At 70.1% G+C, this 20699-nt stretch carries 28 protein-coding genes; 21 read left to right on the forward strand and 7 right to left on the reverse strand.

The window, feature by feature from the left end:
- Positions 1 to 50: 50 nt before the first annotated feature.
- From ACZ6NZ_RS25300 to rsgA, 5 genes are all read right to left on the reverse strand, one after another.
- Positions 51 to 710 carry a C39 family peptidase gene (locus ACZ6NZ_RS25300; protein WP_465860517.1) on the reverse strand — a complete coding sequence of 220 codons (660 nt, stop codon included), beginning with the start codon at positions 708 to 710 and terminating at the stop codon, positions 51 to 53.
- A gap of 1255 nt (positions 711 to 1965) precedes the next feature.
- On the reverse strand, positions 1966 to 3954 hold the full coding sequence (uvrC, locus tag ACZ6NZ_RS25305; protein ID WP_465860518.1) for an excinuclease ABC subunit UvrC: 1989 nt from the start codon (positions 3952 to 3954) through the stop codon (positions 1966 to 1968).
- A 217-nt stretch (positions 3955 to 4171) separates the two neighbouring features.
- A complete protein-coding gene (locus tag ACZ6NZ_RS25310) occupies positions 4172 to 4663 on the reverse strand; it encodes a Rieske (2Fe-2S) protein (RefSeq protein ID WP_366613476.1) in 492 nt (163 codons plus the stop codon).
- Positions 4664 to 4824: 161 nt separating this feature from the next.
- Positions 4825 to 7770: an excinuclease ABC subunit UvrA gene (uvrA, locus tag ACZ6NZ_RS25315; protein ID WP_366613474.1), complete on the reverse strand. Its 2946-nt coding sequence runs from the start codon at positions 7768 to 7770 to the stop codon at positions 4825 to 4827.
- 204 nt (positions 7771 to 7974) lie between these two features.
- Positions 7975 to 9045, reverse strand: a complete 1071-nt coding sequence (gene rsgA, locus ACZ6NZ_RS25320; RefSeq protein WP_465860520.1) for a ribosome small subunit-dependent GTPase A — start codon at positions 9043 to 9045, stop codon at positions 7975 to 7977.
- Positions 9046 to 9223: 178 nt separating this feature from the next.
- Here rsgA and ACZ6NZ_RS25325 point away from each other — a divergent pair, with 178 nt between their 5' ends.
- A complete protein-coding gene (locus ACZ6NZ_RS25325; protein ID WP_465860522.1) occupies positions 9224 to 9940 on the forward strand; it encodes a maleylpyruvate isomerase family mycothiol-dependent enzyme in 717 nt (238 codons plus the stop codon).
- A gap of 7 nt (positions 9941 to 9947) precedes the next feature.
- Positions 9948 to 10598 carry an MBL fold metallo-hydrolase gene (locus ACZ6NZ_RS25330; protein ID WP_465860523.1) on the forward strand — a complete coding sequence of 217 codons (651 nt, stop codon included), beginning with the start codon at positions 9948 to 9950 and terminating at the stop codon, positions 10596 to 10598.
- A gap of 11 nt (positions 10599 to 10609) precedes the next feature.
- Here the strand turns inward: ACZ6NZ_RS25330 and ACZ6NZ_RS25335 are convergent, their stop codons facing one another.
- The gene (locus ACZ6NZ_RS25335) at positions 10610 to 11101 is read right to left on the reverse strand and encodes a helix-turn-helix domain-containing protein (RefSeq protein WP_465860524.1); all 492 of its coding nucleotides are present in this window, start codon (positions 11099 to 11101) and stop codon (positions 10610 to 10612) included.
- A gap of 143 nt (positions 11102 to 11244) precedes the next feature.
- Between ACZ6NZ_RS25335 and ACZ6NZ_RS25340 the strand changes: the two genes are divergently transcribed.
- From ACZ6NZ_RS25340 to ACZ6NZ_RS25405, 14 genes are all read left to right on the forward strand, one after another.
- Positions 11245 to 11529 carry a hypothetical protein gene (locus ACZ6NZ_RS25340; RefSeq protein WP_465860525.1) on the forward strand — a complete coding sequence of 95 codons (285 nt, stop codon included), beginning with the start codon at positions 11245 to 11247 and terminating at the stop codon, positions 11527 to 11529.
- 178 nt (positions 11530 to 11707) lie between these two features.
- Positions 11708 to 11992 (forward strand): hypothetical protein, encoded by a 285-nt coding sequence (locus ACZ6NZ_RS25345; protein ID WP_465860527.1) that lies wholly within the window; start codon positions 11708 to 11710, stop codon positions 11990 to 11992.
- Positions 11993 to 12076: 84 nt separating this feature from the next.
- Complete coding sequence (locus ACZ6NZ_RS25350) at positions 12077 to 12361, forward strand: hypothetical protein (protein ID WP_465860529.1); 285 nt, start codon at positions 12077 to 12079, stop codon at positions 12359 to 12361.
- A gap of 35 nt (positions 12362 to 12396) precedes the next feature.
- Complete coding sequence (locus tag ACZ6NZ_RS25355; protein ID WP_465860530.1) at positions 12397 to 13929, forward strand: DNA cytosine methyltransferase; 1533 nt, start codon at positions 12397 to 12399, stop codon at positions 13927 to 13929.
- Positions 13926 to 14114: a hypothetical protein gene (locus ACZ6NZ_RS25360; RefSeq protein ID WP_465860532.1), complete on the forward strand. Its 189-nt coding sequence runs from the start codon at positions 13926 to 13928 to the stop codon at positions 14112 to 14114. Before ACZ6NZ_RS25355 ends, ACZ6NZ_RS25360 begins: the two co-directional genes overlap by 4 nt.
- A 172-nt stretch (positions 14115 to 14286) precedes the next feature.
- Positions 14287 to 14493 carry a hypothetical protein gene (locus ACZ6NZ_RS25365; protein WP_465860534.1) on the forward strand — a complete coding sequence of 69 codons (207 nt, stop codon included), beginning with the start codon at positions 14287 to 14289 and terminating at the stop codon, positions 14491 to 14493.
- Positions 14490 to 14753: a hypothetical protein gene (locus ACZ6NZ_RS25370; protein WP_465860535.1), complete on the forward strand. Its 264-nt coding sequence runs from the start codon at positions 14490 to 14492 to the stop codon at positions 14751 to 14753. Before ACZ6NZ_RS25365 ends, ACZ6NZ_RS25370 begins: the two co-directional genes overlap by 4 nt.
- A 24-nt stretch (positions 14754 to 14777) precedes the next feature.
- On the forward strand, positions 14778 to 15059 hold the full coding sequence (locus ACZ6NZ_RS25375; protein WP_465860537.1) for a hypothetical protein: 282 nt from the start codon (positions 14778 to 14780) through the stop codon (positions 15057 to 15059).
- Between the two features lies 1 nt (position 15060).
- Complete coding sequence (locus tag ACZ6NZ_RS25380; protein ID WP_465860539.1) at positions 15061 to 15369, forward strand: hypothetical protein; 309 nt, start codon at positions 15061 to 15063, stop codon at positions 15367 to 15369.
- On the forward strand, positions 15366 to 15965 hold the full coding sequence (locus ACZ6NZ_RS25385) for a hypothetical protein (protein WP_465860540.1): 600 nt from the start codon (positions 15366 to 15368) through the stop codon (positions 15963 to 15965). Before ACZ6NZ_RS25380 ends, ACZ6NZ_RS25385 begins: the two co-directional genes overlap by 4 nt.
- A complete protein-coding gene (locus ACZ6NZ_RS25390; protein WP_465860541.1) occupies positions 15965 to 16261 on the forward strand; it encodes a hypothetical protein in 297 nt (98 codons plus the stop codon). The genes ACZ6NZ_RS25385 and ACZ6NZ_RS25390 overlap by 1 nt, the downstream gene beginning before the upstream one ends.
- Positions 16248 to 16535, forward strand: a complete 288-nt coding sequence (locus tag ACZ6NZ_RS25395) for a hypothetical protein (protein ID WP_465860542.1) — start codon at positions 16248 to 16250, stop codon at positions 16533 to 16535. Before ACZ6NZ_RS25390 ends, ACZ6NZ_RS25395 begins: the two co-directional genes overlap by 14 nt.
- Positions 16535 to 16831, forward strand: coding sequence for a hypothetical protein (locus ACZ6NZ_RS25400; protein ID WP_465860543.1), 297 nt, complete (start codon positions 16535 to 16537; stop codon positions 16829 to 16831). Before ACZ6NZ_RS25395 ends, ACZ6NZ_RS25400 begins: the two co-directional genes overlap by 1 nt.
- A complete protein-coding gene (locus ACZ6NZ_RS25405) occupies positions 16824 to 17249 on the forward strand; it encodes a DUF3307 domain-containing protein (RefSeq protein WP_465860545.1) in 426 nt (141 codons plus the stop codon). The genes ACZ6NZ_RS25400 and ACZ6NZ_RS25405 overlap by 8 nt, the downstream gene beginning before the upstream one ends.
- Before the next feature lie 244 nt (positions 17250 to 17493).
- Here the strand turns inward: ACZ6NZ_RS25405 and ACZ6NZ_RS25410 are convergent, their stop codons facing one another.
- Entirely contained in the window at positions 17494 to 17757 is a 264-nt protein-coding gene (locus ACZ6NZ_RS25410) for a helix-turn-helix transcriptional regulator (RefSeq protein ID WP_465860546.1), read from the reverse strand.
- A gap of 97 nt (positions 17758 to 17854) precedes the next feature.
- On the opposite strand from ACZ6NZ_RS25410, the gene ACZ6NZ_RS25415 reads away from it, so the two are divergent.
- From ACZ6NZ_RS25415 to ACZ6NZ_RS25435, 5 genes are read left to right on the forward strand one after another with little or no spacing between them, the layout of a single operon-like run.
- A complete protein-coding gene (locus ACZ6NZ_RS25415; protein WP_465860547.1) occupies positions 17855 to 18748 on the forward strand; it encodes a BRO family protein in 894 nt (297 codons plus the stop codon).
- Positions 18749 to 18751: 3 nt separating this feature from the next.
- On the forward strand, positions 18752 to 19009 hold the full coding sequence (locus tag ACZ6NZ_RS25420; RefSeq protein ID WP_465860548.1) for a hypothetical protein: 258 nt from the start codon (positions 18752 to 18754) through the stop codon (positions 19007 to 19009).
- Positions 19009 to 19440, forward strand: a complete 432-nt coding sequence (locus ACZ6NZ_RS25425) for a hypothetical protein (RefSeq protein ID WP_465860549.1) — start codon at positions 19009 to 19011, stop codon at positions 19438 to 19440. The genes ACZ6NZ_RS25420 and ACZ6NZ_RS25425 overlap by 1 nt, the downstream gene beginning before the upstream one ends.
- Positions 19437 to 19655, forward strand: a complete 219-nt coding sequence (locus ACZ6NZ_RS25430) for a hypothetical protein (RefSeq protein WP_465860550.1) — start codon at positions 19437 to 19439, stop codon at positions 19653 to 19655. The genes ACZ6NZ_RS25425 and ACZ6NZ_RS25430 overlap by 4 nt, the downstream gene beginning before the upstream one ends.
- A complete protein-coding gene (locus ACZ6NZ_RS25435; protein ID WP_465860551.1) occupies positions 19652 to 20692 on the forward strand; it encodes a hypothetical protein in 1041 nt (346 codons plus the stop codon). The genes ACZ6NZ_RS25430 and ACZ6NZ_RS25435 overlap by 4 nt, the downstream gene beginning before the upstream one ends.
- Positions 20693 to 20699: the final 7 nt, after the last annotated feature.

The following is a 20699-nucleotide window of genomic DNA, read 5'->3' on the forward strand; positions in this document are numbered from 1 at the left end:
GGGTCCGGCCCTTCGGTGCTGGTGCTGGTGCTGGTGGTGGGGTGTGGGGGTCAGCTGGTGGCGTAGCCGCGGGTGGCGATCCAGTCGGCGAGGTGCTCGACGCTGATCTGGTAGGCGGCCTGGTTGGCGTCGGCGGAGTCGGCGATGGTGACGGTGTCACCGTTGTCGCGGTAGCCGACGACGCTGATGTAGTGCCCGCCTTCGTAGGAGTGGCTCACGCCGGTGGTGTCGGTGCTGGTCCCGGCGATGTTCGCGACCACGGCCCTGCCGTCGTCGACGGTGCGGACGATGTCGGCGCGCAGCCGGTCGGTCTGCGTCGCGTCGGCGTCCGGGGTGCTGATCTCGACCGACCGGTAGGCGTTGTTCTTACCGGTCTCCTTGTTCAGCACCGGGGTGATGTCGTTGATCGAGTTCGTGCCGGCCTCGGTGGTGCCCATCTCCTTGGCCATGTCATCGACGTTGATGTTCTTACCCTGCACACTCAGGGCGTTACGGGTCGCGGCGGGCCCGCAGTAGTAGAAGTTCGGCTGCGCCTCGTACCGCACACCCAACTCCCGCTCACCATGACCCTTACGGTCAGTCTGCGCCTGAGTGGTGGGCTTGGCATCGGACATGGCGTAAGCGGCGGTCACCGGCCCGGCGATCGCACCACCGGCGAACGCGAGCCCAGCGGCGGTCAGGGCGGTCTTACGGATCAGATCGGTACGCATGATGGCGTGCTCCTCTGCCTTAGGGGGAAACCCACACCACAGCGGGGGATGGTGGCGCGGGAAAGTTCTTGCCCGGCGACCCGCAACGGGGTCGGCGTCGGGACAGGGGCGTAACCGGTCGCGGTGGCCGGTCATTCCGGCCTGACCGCGAGGGGATCAGCCTGTTGTGGTGCTCGGCCGGTCCGGGGGTGTAACCGGGGCGGGCTGCCGGGTGTTCCCGGCGGCAGCCCGCCGGCCGTGTGGTGCTCGGCCGTGCGCGGGCGCAACCGGGGATGCCTGGCGGGTGTTCCCAGTGGTTGCCCGGCCGTTGTGGTGCTCAGCCGGTGCGGGGGTGTAACCGGGGCGGCCTGGCGGGTGTTCCCGGAGGGGGCCGCTGCCCGCGCTCTGCGACTCGCCGGTCGCGGTGATCTGCCAGGTATAACGACCCCGACTGGCCGCCGATTCCGCCGCCGGGGTGGCCCCGACCACCCGACATTCACCCCGAACCCGACAAAACGCCCGACCAGCCGCCCTGCGGAACCCCGACGCAACGGCCACCGCGGCATGATCCACTCGGGTTCCCTGAAAACGCGCTGTCCCGATGCCGGAGACCCCCCGACATCACGGAAGCCGAGTGGATCATGCCCGTGTGCACCGTTCGTCGGTCCGCTGCCGAGGGAGCGGGGTGGGCCGAGCAGGCGGGCGCGGCCAGACAGGCGGGCGTGTACCGGGTGGCCCGCCCCGCCCCACCATGCGTGCGTGCCGTGGGCGTGACCGGGCAGGCGGGCACGCGGGCGTGACCGGGCGGACCCACGGGGCGGACGGGAATGCGGGGTCGGATAGGCGTGCGGGGCCGAGCAAGCCCGTGACCGGGCAGGCGGACGTGACCGACCAGCCCGCGGGGCCGGGCGGGCGTGACCGGGCGAGCCTGCGGGGCCGAGCGGGCTGCGGGGCCGAGCGGGCGGGGCTCGCCTGATACGGCGGGTCGGACGGGCCAGCCCGGGGTGGGCAGCCCGCCGCGCGGCACCGCCCTCATGATCGTGCTCAATCCAGGAAAGAGGCCCCTCCCGGCGCGACGAGGCCACTACATCCAGGAACGAGCACGATCATGAGGGGCGACCGCCCACCAGCGGGTCGAGCGAGGGCGACCAGCGGGCCCCAGGCGGCCGCCTCCGCTCCGGCAGGGAGCGAGCGACGGCGCTCCGGCAGGGAGCGAGGGACGGTGCTCCGGCAGGGAGCGAGCGACGGCGCTCCGGCAGGGAGCGAGCGACGGTGCTCAGCTGCTGGGCTTCGCCCCCGCGCCGTCGCCGGCCTTCGTGTCCTTGTCCAGGGCGGCCAGGATTGCCTCGGCGGTGCGCCGCCCCACCCCGGGCACCTCGGTGATCTCGTCGACCGTTGCTGCCGAGAGTCGCTTGAGTGAGCCGAAGTGCCGCAGCAGCGCCTTGCGACGCACCTCGCCCAGGCCGGGTACGTGGTCCAGCGCTGACTCGGTCATCCGCTTGGACCGGCGCTGCCGGTGGAAGGTGATGGCGAACCGGTGGGCCTCGTCACGCACCCGTTGCAGCAGGTAGAGCCCTTCCGAGGTGCGCGGGAGGATGACCGGGAACTCGTCGTCCGGGAGCCACACCTCTTCCAGCCGCTTGGCCAGCCCGCACAGGGCCACGTCGTCGATGCCGAGGTCGGCGAGGGCCTGCGCGGCGGCTGCGACCTGTGGAGCGCCGCCGTCGACGACCACCAACTGTGGCGGGTACGCGAACTTTCGGGGCCGGCCGGTGGTCGGATCGATCAGGACGCCGACCTGGGGCTCGACCGCGTCCGTGGGGGCGGCCGAGTCGTCTGCCGACTCCACGCCCACCTCACCCGTCTCGGCCCTGGCGTCCAGGTAGCGGGCGAAGCGGCGACGGAGCACCTCGGACATCGCGGAGAGGTCGTCGGTGGCGCCCCGGACGATGAACCGCCGGTACTCGCTCTTGCGGGGCAACCCGTCCTCGAAGACCACCATGCTGGCGACCACGTCGGTGCCCTGGATCTGGGAGATGTCGAAGCACTCGATGCGCAGCGGCGACGTGCTCATGCCCAGCGCCTCGCTGATCTCGTCCAGCGCCTTGCCTCGGGTGGTCAGGTCACCGGAGCGCTTGAGCTTGTGCCGGGCCAGCGCGTCCTTGGCGTTGCGCTCCACCGTCTCCATCAGTGTGCGTTTGTCGCCACGCTGCGGCACCCGCAGCGACACCCGACTGCCCCGGTGGTTGGAGAGCCACTCGGCCAGCGCGTCGGCGTCAGCCGGCAGCTCAGGGACCAGAAGTTCGCGAGGAACGTCGGCCTCGCCGTGCTCGCCGCCGTACACCTGGGTGCAGAAGTGGTGGACCAGGTCTCCGGTGGTCAGCTCCTCGGTCTTCTCCACCACCCAACCGCGCTGGCCGCGGACCCGGCCGTCGCGCACGTGGAAGACCTGCACGGCCGCTTCGAGCGGGTCGTCGGCGAACGCGACGACGTCCGCGTCGGTGCCGTCGCCGAGGACCACGGTCTGCTTCTCCATGGCCCGGCGCAGCGCGGCCACGTCGTCGCGCAGCCGGGCGGCCCGCTCGAACTCCAGCTGCTCGCTCGCCTCGGTCATCTCGCGTTCGATCTTGCGGACCATGGTGTCGGTGCGCCCGGCCATGAAGTCGCAGAACCCGTCGACGATGGCGCGGTGTTCGTCGGCGGAGACGGTGCCGACGCACGGCGCCGAGCACTTGCCGATGTAGCCCAGCAGGCAGGGACGACCGACCTGGCCGGCCCGCTTGAACACCCCGGCGGAGCACGTGCGCGCGGGGAACACCCGCAGCAGCAGGTCGAGGGTCTCCCGGATGGCCCAGGCATGCGAGTAGGGACCGAAGTAACGCACGCTCTTGCGCTTGGCGCCGCGCATCACCTGCAGCCGGGGGTACTCCTCGTCGAGCGTGACAGCGAGATAGGGGTACGACTTGTCGTCGCGGTAGCGGACGTTGAACCGCGGGTCGTACTGCTTGATCCAGGTGAACTCCTGCTGGAGCGCCTCGACCTCGGTGCCGACGGTGATCCAGTCCACCGACTCGGCGGTGGTGACCATCTGCCGGGTGCGCTCGTGCAGGTTCCAGACGTCACCGAAGTAGGAGTTGAGTCGGCTGCGCAGATTTCTGGCCTTGCCGACGTAGATCACCCGGCCGGTGCCGTCGCGAAAGCGGTAGACCCCCGGTAGCTCCGGGATGGTGCCGGGTGCGGGGCGGTAGGTCGAGGGGTCAGCCACGCCGACAAGCCTAGTCCGCAGCACCGACAGCCCACCGCAGGCGTGATCCACTCGGCGCCCCGGAAGTCGGGGTGTCAGCACGTGCCGAACACCCCGACTTCCCGGAACACGAGTCGATCTTGCTGCGCCACGCAACCCCCCGCGCCACGCAACCCCGCGCCAACCAGGCCCAGCCAAACGGGCCCAGACAGCCGGGCCTGCGGGCCGCGGCGTCGGGTCAGGCCAGCGAGATCTGGTCGCCGGTGACCTTGATCTCCTTGGGCGGCAGCGGCTTGGTGGCCGGGCCGGCCTTCACCGAGCCGTCCTCGATCGAGAACTTGCTGTTGTGGCAGGTGCAGTTGATGGTGCCGCCGTCGACGTTCGTCACCGGGCAGTTCTGGTGCGTACAGATCGGGCTGAAGCCTTTGAACTGGCCGGCCGTGGGCTGGGTGATGACCACGCCCTGGGCGGCCAGGACCTTGCCGCCGCCGACCGGGATGTCGGCGGTGGTGGCCAGCGACTGGGCATCCTGCCGGTCACCGCCGCCGGCGTCGCCGGTGCTGGGCACGGCGGGGCCACCGCTGGTGGGAGCGTCACCGCCACTGCCGTTGCCGCCGTCGTCACTGCCGCAGGCAGCCAGGACGACGGCCGCGCCGACCGCCCCGACGCCGGTGAGCAGGTTACGGCGTGTCTGCGTACCCGGTCCGGTCAGCGCTTGATCGTCACTCATGCCTCGCCTCTCCCTAGCCCGCTGCCGGTCGAAAGCCGGCCACACTTCTCCACACGGGCAACTGTGCCGGATGGTTCACCACGGCATCCGCTCGACCCAACAAATGGGGTGGGGCGGGTCGGATGACGACCTGCCCCACCCCATCAGCACGCGGAGAGGGGTCAGCGCGCGGCAGCCGGCACCTTACGGCTGGCCCGCGCCTTGGTCACGCCGTTGGCCTTGGCAGCCCGGGTGGTGGCGGCTGCCGCACCCTTGGCCTTGCCGTCGAGCTTGAGCACCTGGCGCAGGAACTCGCCCGTGTGGCTCTCGGCCACCTCGGCGACCTCCTCGGGGGTGCCGGTGGCGAGCACGGTGCCGCCCCGGTGGCCACCCTCGGGACCCATGTCGATGAGCCAGTCCGCGGTCTTGATCACGTCGAGGTTGTGCTCGATCGTGATCACCGTGTTGCCCTTGTCGACCAGCCCTTCCAGCACCATCAGGAGCTTGCGGATGTCCTCGAAGTGCAGACCGGTGGTCGGCTCGTCGAGCACGTAGACCGTCCGCCCGGTGGAGCGCTTCTGCAGCTCGGAGGCGAGCTTGACCCGCTGCGCCTCACCGCCGGAGAGGGTCGGCGCCGGCTGACCGAGGCGGACGTAGCCCAGGCCGACGTCGACCAGGGTCTTCAGGTGCCGGTGGATGGCCGGGATGGCGGAGAAGAACTCGGCGGCCTCCTCGATCGGCATCTCCAGCACGTCCGAGACGGTCTTGCCCTTGTAGTGCACCTCCAGGGTCTCCCGGTTGTACCGGGCGCCCTTGCAGACCTCGCAGGGGACGTACACGTCGGGAAGGAAGTTCATCTCGATCTTGATCGTGCCGTCACCCGAGCACGCCTCGCAGCGCCCGCCCTTGACGTTGAAGGAGAACCGACCCGGGCCGTACCCGCGCACCTTCGCCTCGGTGGTCTCGGCGAAGAGCTTGCGGACGTGGTCCCAGACGCCGGTGTAGGTGGCCGGGTTGGAGCGCGGCGTGCGGCCGATCGGCGACTGGTCCACGCCGACGACCTTGTCCACGTGCTCCAGCCCGGAGACACGGGTGTGCCGGCCAGGCACCAGCCGGGCGCCGTTGATCTGGTTGGCCAGCACCGCGTAAAGGATGTCGTTGACCAGCGTCGACTTGCCCGAGCCGCTGACCCCGGTGACCGCGATCAGCTGGCCCAGTGGGAACGAGACGGTCAGGTTGCGCAGGTTGTGCTCCCGCGCCCCGTGCACCACCAGCTCGCGGCCCGGCTCCTGCGGACGGCGGCCCGTCGGCGTCGGGATCGACCGACGCCCGGACAGGTACGCCCCGGTGATCGACTCCTTGTTCTTCAGCAGCGCCGGCACCGAACCGCTGTGCACGATCTTGCCGCCGTGCTCACCCGCGCCGGGCCCGATGTCGACGATCCAGTCGGCGGTGCGGATGGTGTCCTCGTCGTGCTCCACCACGATCAGCGTGTTGCCGAGCCCACGCAGCCGGATCAGAGTCTCGATCAGCCGGTGGTTGTCGCGCTGGTGCAGCCCGATCGACGGCTCGTCGAGCACGTAGAGCACGCCCACCAGGCCCGACCCGATCTGGGTGGCCAGTCGGATGCGCTGGGCCTCGCCGCCGGAGAGCGTGCCGGCCGCCCGGTCCAGGGAGAGGTAATCCAGGCCGACGTCGAGCAGGAACCGCAGCCGAGCGTTGATCTCCTTGAGGACCCGCTCGGCGATCAGCTTCTGCCGGTCGGTCAGCTCAATGCCGGCCAGCAGGTCGGCGCACTCCCCCACGGACAGGTTGCAGACCTCGGCGATGCTCTTGCCGGCCAACGTGACCGCCAGCACCTCGGGCTTGAGCCGGGCACCGCCGCACGCCGCGCACGGCACGTCGCGCATGTAACCCTCGTACTTGTCGCGGGACCACTCGGACTCGGTGTCGGAGTGCCGGCGCTCGATCCACTGCACCACGCCCTCGAAGCCGGTGTAGTAGGAGCGCTCGCGGCCGTACTTGTTGCGGTAGCGCACGTGGACCTGGTCGTCGGAGCCGTGCAGGATCGTCTTCTGCGCCCGCGCCGGCAACGCCCGCCACGGGGTGTCGATGTCGAAGTGCTGGGCCTCGCCGAGCGCCTCCAGCAGGCGCAGGAAGTATTCCAGGTTGTGCCCGGTGGACCAGGGCTGGATGGCGCCCTCACGCAGGCTGCGCTCCGGGTCGGGGACCAGCAGCTCCGGATCGACCTCCTTCTTGGTGCCCAGGCCGGTGCACTCCGGGCAGGCGCCGTAGGGCGCGTTGAAGGAGAAGACCCGGGGCTCGAGATCCTCGATGGCGAGCGGGTGGTCGTTGGGGCAGGCCAGGTGCTCGGAGTAGCGGCGCTCGCGGTCCGGGTCGTCCTCGGGAAGGTCGACGAAGTCGAGCAGGACCAGGCCGCTGGACAGGCCGAGGGCGGCCTCGACCGAATCGGTGAGCCGCTGCTTGGCGCTCGGCTTGACGGTGAGCCGGTCGATCACCACCTCGATGGTGTGCTTCTCCTGCTTCTTGAGCTTCGGCGGCTCGGTCAGCGGGTGAACCACGCCGTCGACCCGGGCCCGGGCGTAGCCCTTGGCCTGCAGCTCGGCGAAGAGGTCGACGTATTCGCCCTTGCGGCCCCGGATCACCGGGGCGAGCACCATGAACTTGGTGCCCTCGGCCATGGCGAGGACCCGGTCGACGATCTGCTGCGGGCTCTGCTTGGAGATGCGCTCACCACAGACCGGGCAGTGCGGCTCGCCGATGCGGGCGTAGAGCAGACGCAGGTAGTCGTAGACCTCGGTGATGGTGCCGACCGTCGAGCGCGGGTTGCGCGAGGTGGATTTCTGGTCGATCGAGACGGCCGGGCTCAGGCCCTCGATGAAGTCGACGTCTGGCTTGTCCATCTGGCCGAGGAACTGCCGGGCGTACGACGAGAGCGACTCGACGTAGCGGCGCTGCCCCTCGGCGAAGATCGTGTCGAAGGCCAGGCTCGACTTGCCCGACCCGGACAGCCCGGTGAACACGATGAGCGCGTCCCGGGGCAGGTCGAGACTGACGTCACGCAGGTTGTGCTCGCGCGCGCCACGGATGATCAGTCGGTCGGCCACGGTGCGTGTACTCCCGGGAGAAGACGAAGCAAAGGATCTGTCCCACTCTGGGTGGTCTTGAGTGGTCGTGCGGGCGCGGAAAACACGCCTCGGCAACTCTAGCCCCGAGGTACGACAGTTTCCCTCGCCCGCACATTCCCCCAGCTCAGCCCGGTCGGCCGCGCCGCCCGGAACCCCGGCCGGCCCGCACCTACGGGCACCCGGTCAGTAGCCGCCGGGCGCCGGCGGACGCGCGGCCCGACGCCGGGCCGAACGCCACCCGCCGCGACGCTCCGCCGCCACCCGGGCCTCCCGCCGTCGGCTCTCGTGGGCCACCTCACCCTGCAGCCGCCGCCAGCTCTCCCACCGACGGGTGGAGAGTTCGCCGGTGTGCAACGCCTCCCGAACCGCGCAGGCCGGCTCGCCGTCGTGACCGCAGTCGGCGTACCGGCAGCCCTCGGCCAACCCGGCGATGTCGGCGAACGCCCGGTCGAGCCCGGCCGCGCCGTCGAGCAGGCCGACCGCCCGGACACCGGGCGTGTCGATCACCGCACCGCCACCGGGGATCGGTACGAGCGCCCGCCAGGTGGTGGTGTGCCGACCCTTGCCGTCGACGCGCCGGATCGCCTGGGTGGGCATCATCACCGCTCCGACGAGAGCGTTGACCAGGCTCGACTTGCCGGCACCGGACGGGCCGAGCAGACCGAGCGTGCGGCCGGGCGTCACCTCGGCGCGCAGCGGTGCCAGCCCGAGGCCACGCTCGGCGCTGACCGGCAGCACCGGCACCCCGGGTGCCGCGGCGGCCAACTGGCGGGCCAGCGCGGCCGGGTCGGCCGCGAGGTCCGCCTTGGTCAGTACGACAAGCGGCCGGGCGCCGGACTCGTGGACCAGGGAGAGCAGCCGCTCGATCCGACCCACGTCCGGCTCGGGGTGCACCGGCTCCACCACGGCGGCGGCGTCGAGATTGGCGGCCAGCACCTGCCCACTGGCGTCCTTGCCGGCGGTACGCCGGATCAGCGCGCCCCGCCGCGGCAGCACCGCCTCGACGGTGACGCGGCGGTCCGGCCAGTGGGTGAGCAGCACCCAGTCCCCGGCGCAGGGCAGCGCGGCCGGGTCCCGCGCGGCGACGGTCAGCACCGCCCCACCCAGACTGGCCCGGACCGGGCCGACCGCGGTGAGCACCGTGCAGACCCCCCGGTCCACCCGGGCCACCCGACCCGGCTGGTGCTCGCCGCGGCGCGCGGCGTACGCCGTCCGCTCGGCGTCCCAGCCGAGGGCGGTCACATCGATCGTCATAGCATCCTCATCGGTGTCGAAGCTGGTGATGGCGGAACACGCGTGCCACGTCCGGCATGATCACCACCTCCGTCCGATGTCCCGGTGCCGCGTCTGCCGCTGACGGTAGGTCGCGCGACGACGCGCCGAAAGCGATTTCCCCGGCGACGGCGCGACGGCGGACCGCTAGGGTCGACGGGTGACCACGGATCCGCTGTTGCTGATGGGCGAGGTGGACGCGGCCACCAGGCGGCTCCTGCGTACCGCCGCTTCTTTCGACGCCGCGGACCTCGCCGCCGCGTCGCTGCTGCCCGGCTGGACGCGCGGGCACGTGCTGGCGCATGTGGCGCGCAACGCCGACGGTTTCGTCAACCTGCTCACCGCGGCCCGCACCGGGGCGGCGCTGCCGATGTACGCCTCGCTGGACGCCCGCGCCGCCGACATCGAAGCCGGTTCGAGCCGGCCGCCGGCCGCGCACCTGGACGACCTGCGACGCACCGCGGACCTGTTCGCCGAGGCGGTCGCGGCGATGCCGGCCGACGCCTGGGCGGCGACGGTGCAGGCGCGTTTGGGCCCCTGGCCGGCGGCGCTGCTGGTCTGGGGTCGACTGCGGGAGATCGAGGTGCACCACCTCGATCTGGCCGCCGACTACCGGGCCGCGCACTGGTCGGAGACGTTCGCCCACCGCCTGCTGCGGGAGGCGGCCAGTCATCACGCCATGGGGCCGACACCACCGTCGATGGTGCTGCGCCTCGACGGTGGTGAGCACGAGGTGGTGATCGGGGAGCGCGTGGACGCCCCGATCGTCGTCGGCCCCGCCCCCGACCTCGCCGCCTGGCTGATCGGCCGCGCCGACGGCACCCTGCTCTCCGTCACCCCTGACGGTCCCCTGCCTACTCCACCGGAATGGATATAGAAACGTCATGACATACAGCGGAGACGTCACGCACGGCGGCGCACCGGCGGTTCGGGAGCTGGACGGGCTGACCATCAGCAAGCTGTCGGTGGGTCCGATGGACAACAACGCCTACCTGCTGCGCTGCACGGGCACCGGTGATCAGGTGCTGATCGACGCCGCGAACGAGGCGCCCCGGCTACTCGAACTGATCGGCGACGGTGGGCTCACCGCCGTGGTGACGACCCACCAGCACATGGATCACTGGGTGGCGTTGGAGGAGGTCGTCGCCAAGACCGGCGCCCGGGCGTTGGTGCACGCCGATGACGCGTCGGGGTTGCCGATCGAGGCGGAGCGGCTGGCCGACGGCGACACCGTGGCGGTCGGCGACTGCGCGTTGGAGGTCATCCACATCAAGGGGCACACCCCGGGTTCGATCGCGCTGCTCTACCGCGACCCGGCCGGCACCCCGCACCTTTTCACCGGCGACAGTCTCTTTCCCGGGGGGCCAGGGAGGACAACAAGCCCTGAGGAGTTCGCGCAGGTCATGGACGGCCTTGAGGGGAAGGTGTTCGGCCGCCTGCCGGACGACACGTGGTTCTACCCGGGCCACGGCAAGGACTCCACGTTGGGTACGGAGCGGCCGTCGTTGGCGCAGTGGCGGGCGCGCGGCTGGTAGTCCGCGAACGGCTAGGACGCCCGGGGTTGGCCTGTGCCGGCCCCGGGCTTTCCCGTGCCCGGGTTGTTGGCGCGGAGGTAGCGCAGGTATTGCAGGGCGCCGCGTTTCGCTTCGTCGGACATGTCGGGGTCTTCGAGGATGGCGATTGCTTCTTCAACGGTGGGTGTGAAGGTGCGTGCTGGCGCGGGTGGCAGGTCGAGTTCTTCGCGGGTGACGTGTCCGAGCGCGATGGGGATTTCGAGGACGCTGATGCCGAGGGCTTTGATGATGCTGCGGACGAGTTCGGAGTCGGGGTCTTTGATTTTCCCGTTTTCGTAGCGCTTGATGGTTTCGAGGCTGGCCCCGGATTCTTCGGCAAGGTCTTTTTGGGTCCAGCTTTTGTCTTGGCGTGCACCTCTGATGAGTTGGCCTAGACGCAGGACCCCAGACCCGTCGTTTGGCATGCGGTCACGATAGTGCAGGTCAGAAGGCAAATCAGGTGTCAGTTGTGACACTTCCAGCATCGCGGCTCCCCAGCCTCAGCCAACGCCCTGTCACCGAACGTGAGACCGCCAGCACCTAGGCGGCATAGATTACCGCCTCTGCGTGTCAGATGGGTGACCCTCACGTGCTTGCGTGTCAGAGCTGACACCTGCATGATGGTGTCATGTCAGACACCCTTGCTGCCGCACCCGGGGTCACCACAGACCCCACGCCGCAGTACCGGCTCACCGATGAAGCCGTCGAACGCGCCCGCCGGGTCTTCGGCCTGCGCCGCAAGGAAGACATCGCAGCGCGACTCGGCATCTCCCGCCGCAGCTTCTTCCGCCTCCTCGACGGCACCTACCCCATCAGCCTCGGCCAGGCGGCCAACTTCGCCGACCAGATCGGCTGGCCCATCGGCCGCGCCTTCAAACCGTGCGACGACGCCGACATGCGGAAGGCAGCCTGATGGCCCGGTACCAGCTTGACGACCCCCGGCTTGAGGCCGCGTTGGAGGAGTTGGCCGAGCGGGACACCGCCGACTGGCCGGATCCGGACACTGAGGCCCGCGCCCATCTCGCCCGACTCCTCAAGCCACTGCCGCAACCTGCCCGCCCACGTGTGGCCGCTCCAAGGCGGAACGCCGCATGACTGCCGCCACGATCCGCCACGAAGCCGGCACTGCGACGCCTCTGCTGACGATGCCTGGCTGGTTCAGCGTCGAGATCAACGGCGATTGGATGCCGTCGATCGTCGAAGGCCAGCAGCGCGTCTTGGAGCTGTTCGACGCGCGAGCCGCCGCAATGACCACCCGCACCCTCCCGTCGGGTGAGGTGCCGACGCCCGGCCTTGCCACCTGCACTGCGACGCAGGTGCGCGAAGCGGTGACCGCGCCAACGGTCACGGCAGGCGACTACTTCCACTCCCCCTGAACGAGCTGAACGCCCACCGGCCGCAATCCGGGGGCGTTCGCTGCTCCGCCATCACAACCGACCTATGCGAAGGACTTCGGCCTGATGACTGACTTAAAGGTACGGCACGGCGACCGAACGGCTGATACCACCACCCGGGTTCTGCCCGGCCCGTCCGACTCGCAGGCGTGGACCGTGGACCTTGTTGCCGACCTGGCGGGAACAACCCCGGACCTGGCCGCGCACGCCCTCGCCCACCCGGTGCCGCAGCACGGGTGCCCGTACGGCGGGTGCGCTGGTGTGCAGGTCGCCTACCGCAACCCCGGGGCCGAACTGACGTGGCGTGAGGACGCCCGGGTGTCGCCGGTCCGGCACGAGGTGGGCGTGTGACACCCCGTGCTGGTTCGTTGTGCTCCGGCGGCGGGATGCTCGACCGCGCGTTGGAGAAGCTGTTCGGTGCCACCCTCACTTGGCAAGCCGAACTGGACACCGCCGCCGCGCGGCTTCTGGCGCACCGCTGGCCGGGGGTGCCGAACCTGGGCGACATTGCCAACCCTCCGGGCGGGCCGTATGGGCTTCCCCGCCGTCGCCTGACCGCACCCCGTCGGATGCGCCAAACGGCGAAGCGTCACGCCCGGAGGGTGCGCGGCTGGTCGGAGATGGCCGAGCGGGTTGACATTCTTGCGGCTGGCTTCCCCTGCCAGCCGTTCTCTTCGGCTGGAAAGCGTGGCGGTTCCGCCGATGAGCGGCACCTATGGCCAACCGGTGTCCTGCCGGCCATCGAGGCTCTGTTGCCGTCGGTGGTGGTGTTGGAGAACGTGCCGAACCTGCTGCGCATCGAGCAGGGCGAGGTGTTCGGCGCCGTGCTGGCCGATCTGGATCGGCTGGGCTACACGGTGGCGTGGACGGTTGTTGGCGCGTGCCGTGTTGGTGGTTGCCACCACCGTCACCGGTTCTTCGCCCTCGCGGTGCGTGGTGCCGACGTGTCGGTTCCGTCGGGTGAGCCGTTCGGCGAGCGGGCCGGGCAGGGGTGGCTTCCGCCGCAGCGTGCGCTGTTCGGTGCTGTCGACCCGTTGAAGTGGCCTTCCTCGGGTGTGTCGCGGGCGGGTCTGGTCTGGTCGCTTCCGGTGCAGACGTGCGGCGCGGACGGGGTGGTATTGCCGACGCCTAACGCGGCCCTCGGACGGGGCACCGGCTTCCCGTCGCGGGAGACAGCGCAGGCCCGTATGAATGCGGGGCGTCGTTTCCTCGATGACGCGGTCGCGCTCATGTTGCCGACGCCGCGTGTTGCCGCATCGCGGACGGGCCGCTCGGCGATCCTCGGGTCGTCGTCTTCCCCGTCGATCGATCAGGCGTTGGAAATTGCCCGGGGTGAGCTTCCGCGAGAGTTGGAGTCGTGGGATGAGGCTCCACCGTCGTGGCTGCCGACTCCGCGAGCGTCGGACACGGGCACCCCCGGCCGCCGCGCTTCCGACGGGTGGCGGCCACCGCTCTCTCAGGTGCTGCTTGGCGCAACATCCGCGGTCGTGGCATCGGACGCCCGCGGCGTCGCCATGATGCCGACGCCGCGGGCGTCCGATGCCACGAAGGGCGGCCCGAATCAGCGGGGCAGAGCCGGCGATCTGATGCTGCCGTCGGCGGTGCAGCCGCTTGTGTTCGGCCAGTACGAGTGGGCGGTACGTCGCCAGGAGTCAGCGTTCGGGTTCCCGGCGCCGGAGCCGACGGAGCTGGGTCGTAACGATTCGCCTCGTCTGGCGGCGGTGTTCCCCGAGTGGATGATGGGCAACCCGCCCGGCTGGATCACGGATCTGGTGGCGTCAGGGCTGATCACCCGCAACGACGCTATCCGAATCGCCGGCAACGGTGTGGTGGAGCAGACGGTGCTGTACGCGCTGCCCACGTTGCCGACGTTCGCGGCGGCACTGTCGCTGCTGTCGCGGGTTGAGGTGACTGCGTGAGCGCCCCCACCTTCGACCGCGGCTCGGTGCCGTCGATGCCCGAGTCGGAGCGCCTGGCCAGCGATGAGCATTGGCGGGACGCGCGCAACCGGTACGTGAACCGGCTGTTGGCCGTGGCCGGTGTGGTCGCGTTTGTGGTGTTGCCGGCGGCGTACTGGTTGCTGAACGGCGGCGAGTGGTCGTGACCGCCGGCCTGTTGGTGTTGGTGTCGGCGGATGGCCGCCCTGCCCGTGTGGTGCCGTTCGGCCCGGGTGAGCGCCCGGATGCGGAGCGCCCGCTAGACCGCCTGGCCGGGTTGGAGTCGGTGCGGTCGGGTCGGCGCCGTGTGGAGATCGTGCCGGCGGGTGGTGAGGCGGCATGATCCGCGCCCGCCACGAAGGCCACCCCAGCACGTGCAAGCACTGCCGTGAGCCGGTGGTGCGGTTGCAAGCCGACGGGTTCGAGTCGGTGTCGGTGTGGGTGCACACCCCGGACCGACTGCACTGCATCAGCCAGTTGACCCGGGAACGGCTGCCGACGGTCGCTGAGCCTGCGGTGCCGTCGGTGTTGCGGGGTGGCCGGTGAGCCGCCTCACCGCCTGGTTCACCACAGTTGCCCGTTTGCGCGCGGAGGTGGAGCGCAAGGACGCGCGGATTGCCGCGCTGGAAGACCACCTGACGTTCCACTACGACTGCGAAACCTTGGCGCGGTTCGCCGACGACTCTCGCCTGCTGCCCGATTCGGGTGACCGCCCTGATTGGGCGTCGATCAACCGCAAGCCCGGGGCGAACACCGCCTCTCCTGTGCGTGACGCCTCACCGTCGCGTGCTGTCACCAATCCCTGACCGTCCCTTTGAGGGGAGTTCGACGTGAACCTGTGGACTCGTTTGACCGGCAAGTTGCACAACGCAATACGAGAAGCCCTCACCCCCGCTCCCCTGCCCGCGAACGTGCTGCCCATGGTGGCGACCGGCCGCGCCACCGTTCGTGTGCCCCGGGTGCGGGAGATCGACGGGCCCACCGCCCGGCTGCCCCGCGTCGGTGACCCGGGTGTGAACGACGGCCGCCGGTACACACCCCGCGTTGGCCGCCACCGGACCCCGGACATCAACAACGTGCCGGCCCGGTTCACACGGCAGCAGGTGGCCTGACATGGGCGGACTGTTGAGCGACCCCGCCGTGATCGTGTACGGCCTGATCGCCGGGCTGCTGGTAATGACCGTGGCGCTGGTGCTGGCTGGTCCGCGCCCCCGCCGCCGGGACCGGGAGGTGGTGCTGCTGACCCTGCCCGCAGGCCGCCCCACACTGGAGCGGGCGGAATACCCGTCCGGGCTTGAGGGCGCGTACGCCATCCACTGGGAGATGCGCCTGTGGTTGGACGCCATCGCCGGCCTGACCGACTTGGCTGCTGTCACCCCGCGCATTGAGTCCGCGTACCTGCCGGTGGGGGTGACCCGATGATCGCCGCCGCCCCTGTTGCTGACGCGAGCACCCGCCTGGTCCTGATGTGGGTGGTGGGTGTGGGCATCCTGCTGCTGCTCGCCATGTGGTTGCACTCCCGCATCACCCGGGTGTCGTCGACCCGGCCCACGCCTAAACCTGACCCGGCGTGGGGTGAGGCGTCGGGTTCGGAGTCGACCCTGTTCCCGACAACCACGGAACCACCCGCCCCGACGTGGACGGAACGGCTGCTTGGTTACGCGTTGGACGCGTTGGCGGTGCTGCGCGGGTTGGTGGGCCGCGGTGACCGGTTCGCCGAATCGTCGGGCAGGCACACGCACACGCAGGGGTGGTCGCCTCGTGAGGTGCGGCGCCAGCTTGAGGCCCGCGCCGACCTGTCGGCGGCGATGGTCGCCCAGGTGCAGCGGGAGTTCATCGCCGCCGGCCTGCCGCCGCTTGCGGTGACACCTCGGGCGGTTGGTGTGGCGCAGGTGGTGGAACGCCCGTCGTGGGAGGACATCAACCGGAAGCGCGCCGAGCAGAACGCCTGGTTGGCGGACCCGGACCGCACCGGCTGGATGCCGTTGGTGCCGAATCGCCGGGACGGTGGCCAGTGATGCGGTTGTGGCGGCGGTTGCGGGCGTGGCTGTCCACCCGCCGGGCACTGCTCAATTTGGTGGAGCGACTGTTCGCCGACCTGGACGCGTCGCGGCTCCGCCATCAGCGGCGGGACGCCACCGAGCAGGTGTTGCGGGAGCGGGTTGCCGAGCTGCGGGCCGAGGTCACTGCCGTGGATGCCGCACGTTCGGCCGCGTGGGACTTCGCTGGTCGGCTTCCTGATGCTCTTGCCGCCGAACTGCGCGGACTTCTCACTGCCCCGTTGGCGGATTCGTTGGAGGTTGATCGTGCCTGAGCAGATTCTGATTGTGGTGACCCCCGGCGCGGTGCTGGTGGGGCTTGGTGCGCAGCTGGTGTTGGTGTCGTTGGCGTTCCTGGGTGGTGTGTGGGCGATGCGCCCGGAACGGTCGCCCGCCCCTGAATTGGTTGCGGGTTCGGTTGAGTCGGCGGTGACTGAGGAGTTGCCGCGCGACCGCCCGGCCCTGAACACGGGCACAGTTCACGCCGGGCAGTACCGCCGGTCGGATGGCAACGCGGCGACCGTCGAGCGGGCGGGGTCACTCCGGTGATGGGAACCCTGTTCAACCCCAGCCCGGTTTGGATCGTGCTGGGCGGCTTGGCCGTGTGTGTGGGCTGGGTGATGTTGTGCCGTGCGGTCGGCCGGCGGGTCACCTTCTCCGCCCGTCAGGCTCACGCTGAGGCGGTCGCCGAGATCACAACAGCCCCGCCCGTGGTGCCGCAGCCGTGGCATCCGTCGTTCGGTGAGCCCCGCCCGGAGGCGGCAACGGAGCTGTTCTTTCTGCGCGTCGATGAGCCTGACGCCACGTTGGTCATTCCCCGGCAGCGGGCGGTGCGGCGTGGCTGAGGCTGCGGTCATCGCCGCTGTGTTCTGCGCCCTGTTCGCCGGCCACCACCTGGGCGATCACGTCATCCAGACCGACCACCAGGCGAAGCACAAGGCCGGGCCGGGCTGGCTGGGTGTCCGCGCCATGGCCGGCCACCTGCTCGGCTACCACGCCTGCATGGTCGCCGCCCTGCTCGGGCTGGTTGCCGCTGGCGTGCCCCTGACCTTCCAGGGCTGCGCGGTCGGACTGTTGTTCTCGGCTGTGACTCACGGGTTCCTTGACCGCCGGTGGCCGGTCCGCTGGATCCTCGAACACACCGGGTCGCGGGCGTTCGCCGCCTCACAGACACCACTGCACGGCGGCTACCTCGCCGATCAGAGCCTTCACATCGCGTGCCTGTTCGTGGCGTCGCTGCTGGTGGTGATCGTCAGTGGCTGATCGCACACGTGCATTCACGGTCGCTGACCGGGTGGCTATCGGCGTGACGCTGACCGCCTGCGGTGCCGGTGCCCTCGCTCAGAGCTGGCCGCTCGCCGGTTCTGTGGTGGGGACTGGGCTCGGCTTCCTGTTGGCCGGCGTCTTCCAGTGGCGAGCTGAAAGTGTCCTGAGGGAGCAGCGGGATCGGCTAACTCGGGGCGGTGGCCGGGTGGGCGGCCGAGATGGCGGGTGCGCGGTGAACGCGTCAGGCGTCGTCGCGCTTGTTGCGGCCGTGCCGGCGTCCGAGCGGCTTGTCCCGCTCCTCTTCCTCCGGCCCCGGGTCGTCGGGCCGGTTGGCCCGGATCCACTTTTCGACGTCTTCGGTCCGCCACACCTTGCCCATGGCGAGCACCACGAAGGGCTTCGGCCAGTCGGGGCGGGCGACCAGTTGTTGGACGCGCTGGCGGCTGACGCCGAGGCGATCGGCGATCTCTGCCTGCCCCATCAACACGGCCATGGTCGCGAACATAGTCAAAGGCTAATGGTCGCTTGACTAGAGGGCAACTGTGGGTAAGACTGTACTTGGCAAGTGACTAGTAGGTATCAGACCAGAGCGAAGGACCGCAGTGACGCAGCTCGACATCATCACCGCAGGCCAGGAAGCCGCAGACCCTCGCGTCTTCGCCTTCGCCGCAACCGGCGACCGCATCGAGACGATCACCGTCAACGGCGCGCTCTGGATGGTCGCCGGACCCATCGCCCGCGCACTCGGGCACCGGGACGCCGCCGACATGATCCGCAATCTCGACGCGGACGAGAGGGGTACGCGCGCCGTGCGTACCCCTGGCGGCACCCAGACCGTCTCGGTCATCAGCGAACCCGGCCTCTATCGGGTGCTCGCCAACCGACGCGCCGGGGCGGTCAAGAACCCGGAACTGCGGCAGAAGGTCGAGCGGTTTCAGCGGTGGGTGTTCCACGAGGTGATCCCTGCGGCTGCCCGCGAAGGGTTCAACACCAACACCGACCGCCAGCAGATCCCGCAGTCGTTCGCCGATGCCCTACAGCTCGCCGCTGATCAGGCGCGCGAGATCGAGCGGCAGCAGACTGCCATCGCCGAGCTTGAGCCACGCGCCCAGCAGGCCGACCACTTCCGCGCCGCCGACGGCTTGGCTGCTATCGCGAGCTTCTGCAACGACCTTCAACTGTGGGCGTACGAGAACCACCGGGTGAAGCTGCGCCACGAGGACATCCGCGACTTCCTCGGCGACATCGGCCTGATCATCCGCACGGGCAGCCTGCGCCGCAACGAGCCGTACGCGGAGGCGATCAAAGCCGGTTGGGTGCGTCCGAAGCACTCCACGTACGGCACGAACACTCGCGGCGATCAGGAGGCGACGTCGGCTCGCCTCACCCCGAAGGGCTGGGGTTACGCGTGGGACCGGGCGGTGCGACGTATCACCGACCACGGGTCGCTCGCGCCGACGACCTCCGTCGCCACCACCAACCTTGAGCGGAGCTGACTCATGCCCGACTTCGACACGAAGCCCGAGAACTGGCAGATGCCCCTGCCGATGCGCCTAATCGACGTCGCCGCAGCCGCTCGGGAGATGTTCGGCATTGAGGGTGCCGCCATTCTTCGCCCGGACATGCCCGACCACGACTACCGCTTTGAGGCGGTCACGCCGACCGGCGGGACGATCACCTTCAACCAGGGTGCCACCGCCGCCGATATCGCTGCCTGGCTCACGCGCGAGGGTGTGGACCTGGGCGGCGAGCGCTGATGTCCGCCGACGTGGAGTTGCTGCGCGAGGCCGCCCGGCTAATGCGGGAGCGGGCTACCGCTGCCACACCGAGCCCATGGACGGCGACCAGCAACCGCAGCATCGAGGCACCGGCTGGATGCCGGGGGCGGGTGGTGGCGTCCGTCGGCGCGTACGAGTGCGGCTGGCCTTCCACCGCTGACGCTCAGCACATCGCGTCGTGGGATCCCGCCGTCGCCATGTTGATCGCCGCCTGGCTGACCAACGTCGCCGCACGAGCGCCGTACGCGCGCCGCGAGACACCTGAGCTGTCGCACGCGATCACCATCGCCCGCAAGTACCTGCGGCTGTGCACCTGCACGATCGATCCGGACGGTGCCCGCAACACGGACGGCTGCGTGACGTGTGACCTGCCGCCGTGCGGGTTCCTGGTCGACGAGGTCGGCGAATGACTACCACCACCCCGGCCCGGCCGACGACCCCGCCACGGCCTCTGCCGATGCCGCCGTGGAAGCCGGGCGGTCCCAGCCTCGCCACCCAGCGGGCGACCTGCCCGACGTGTGGTGCCCCGGTGGCCGACCTGCTGGCCGCGTGCTTCGCCACGAAGGCGTGCCTCAAGAACGACCTGGACTACGACGCCGCGATTGACGCGAGGTACGACGCATGAGCATCACCGCCGAGCGCACCGGGCCGGTCTTCCACGGGGTGGAAGAAACCGACGACCGGCGCTTCTACCTGATCGGCGATCACCGGCTCATCTCCGCCACCACCGCCACCGGGGTCATCGCGAAAGACGCCCTGATGCAGTACGCCGCGCACCAGGCCGTTCAGGCGGTGTTCGCCGAGCTGCCCGCGATCGTCATCGCCTCGCGCATCAAGCCGTGCGGGAACACGTACAACAGGTGCGATCACGACCGCACCGAACGGTGCGACCGATGCCCGTGCGTCGAATGCAAGGCGTGTGTAGGCCGCTGGGTGGCCGACCGGCACAAGGTGAACACGGCCCGCCGCGCCGACGAGGGCACCCGCGCCCACGATGTGGCCGAGTGGTGGTCGTACACGGGTGAGATCAAACCGCACGATCAGGACATCGCACCGTACGTGAAGGCATTCGAAGCGTTCGTTGCCGAGTACGGGCTGACCCCCGAATCGTTCCTGCTGTCTGAGGCGCTGGTCGTCAACCGGGGGGCCGGCTACGCGGGCACAACGGATGGGGTGGTGCGGCTCCGCGCCGACGCCACGCAGGCCGCCGCGAAGCTGGTGTCACGGGTGACGGGGATCCCGTGGAAGAAGGCCGCGAAGCTTGGCCTGACCGTCGACCTGGTGGTGGATTTCAAGTCCCGCGAGGGCGAGGGGCCGCAGTTCTACCCGGAGCAGGCGTTGCAGCTCACCGGGTACCGGCACGCCCCGATCCTGCGGTTGAAGAACTCCGACATTGAGCACCCGATGCTGCCCACCGACGGCGGCATGTTGGTGCAACTCCGCCCCGACGGTGTGACCGCCCGCCTGGCGGTGACCACCGAACGCACGTACCGGCGCGGGTTCCTGTACGCGCTCGGCTTGACGAAGTGGCTGATCGAGGAAGGCCCGGCCGCGGTGTCGTCGCACACGTTCGTGTTGCCGGAGACGATCGCCGCCCGCAAGCGCAAGGCCGCGAAAGAAGCCGCCGCTCCTGCTACTGAGCCGGCCCCGGCCGCCGCCTGATTCTGAG

Source organism: Micromonospora sp. NPDC047756, from assembly GCF_055587245.1.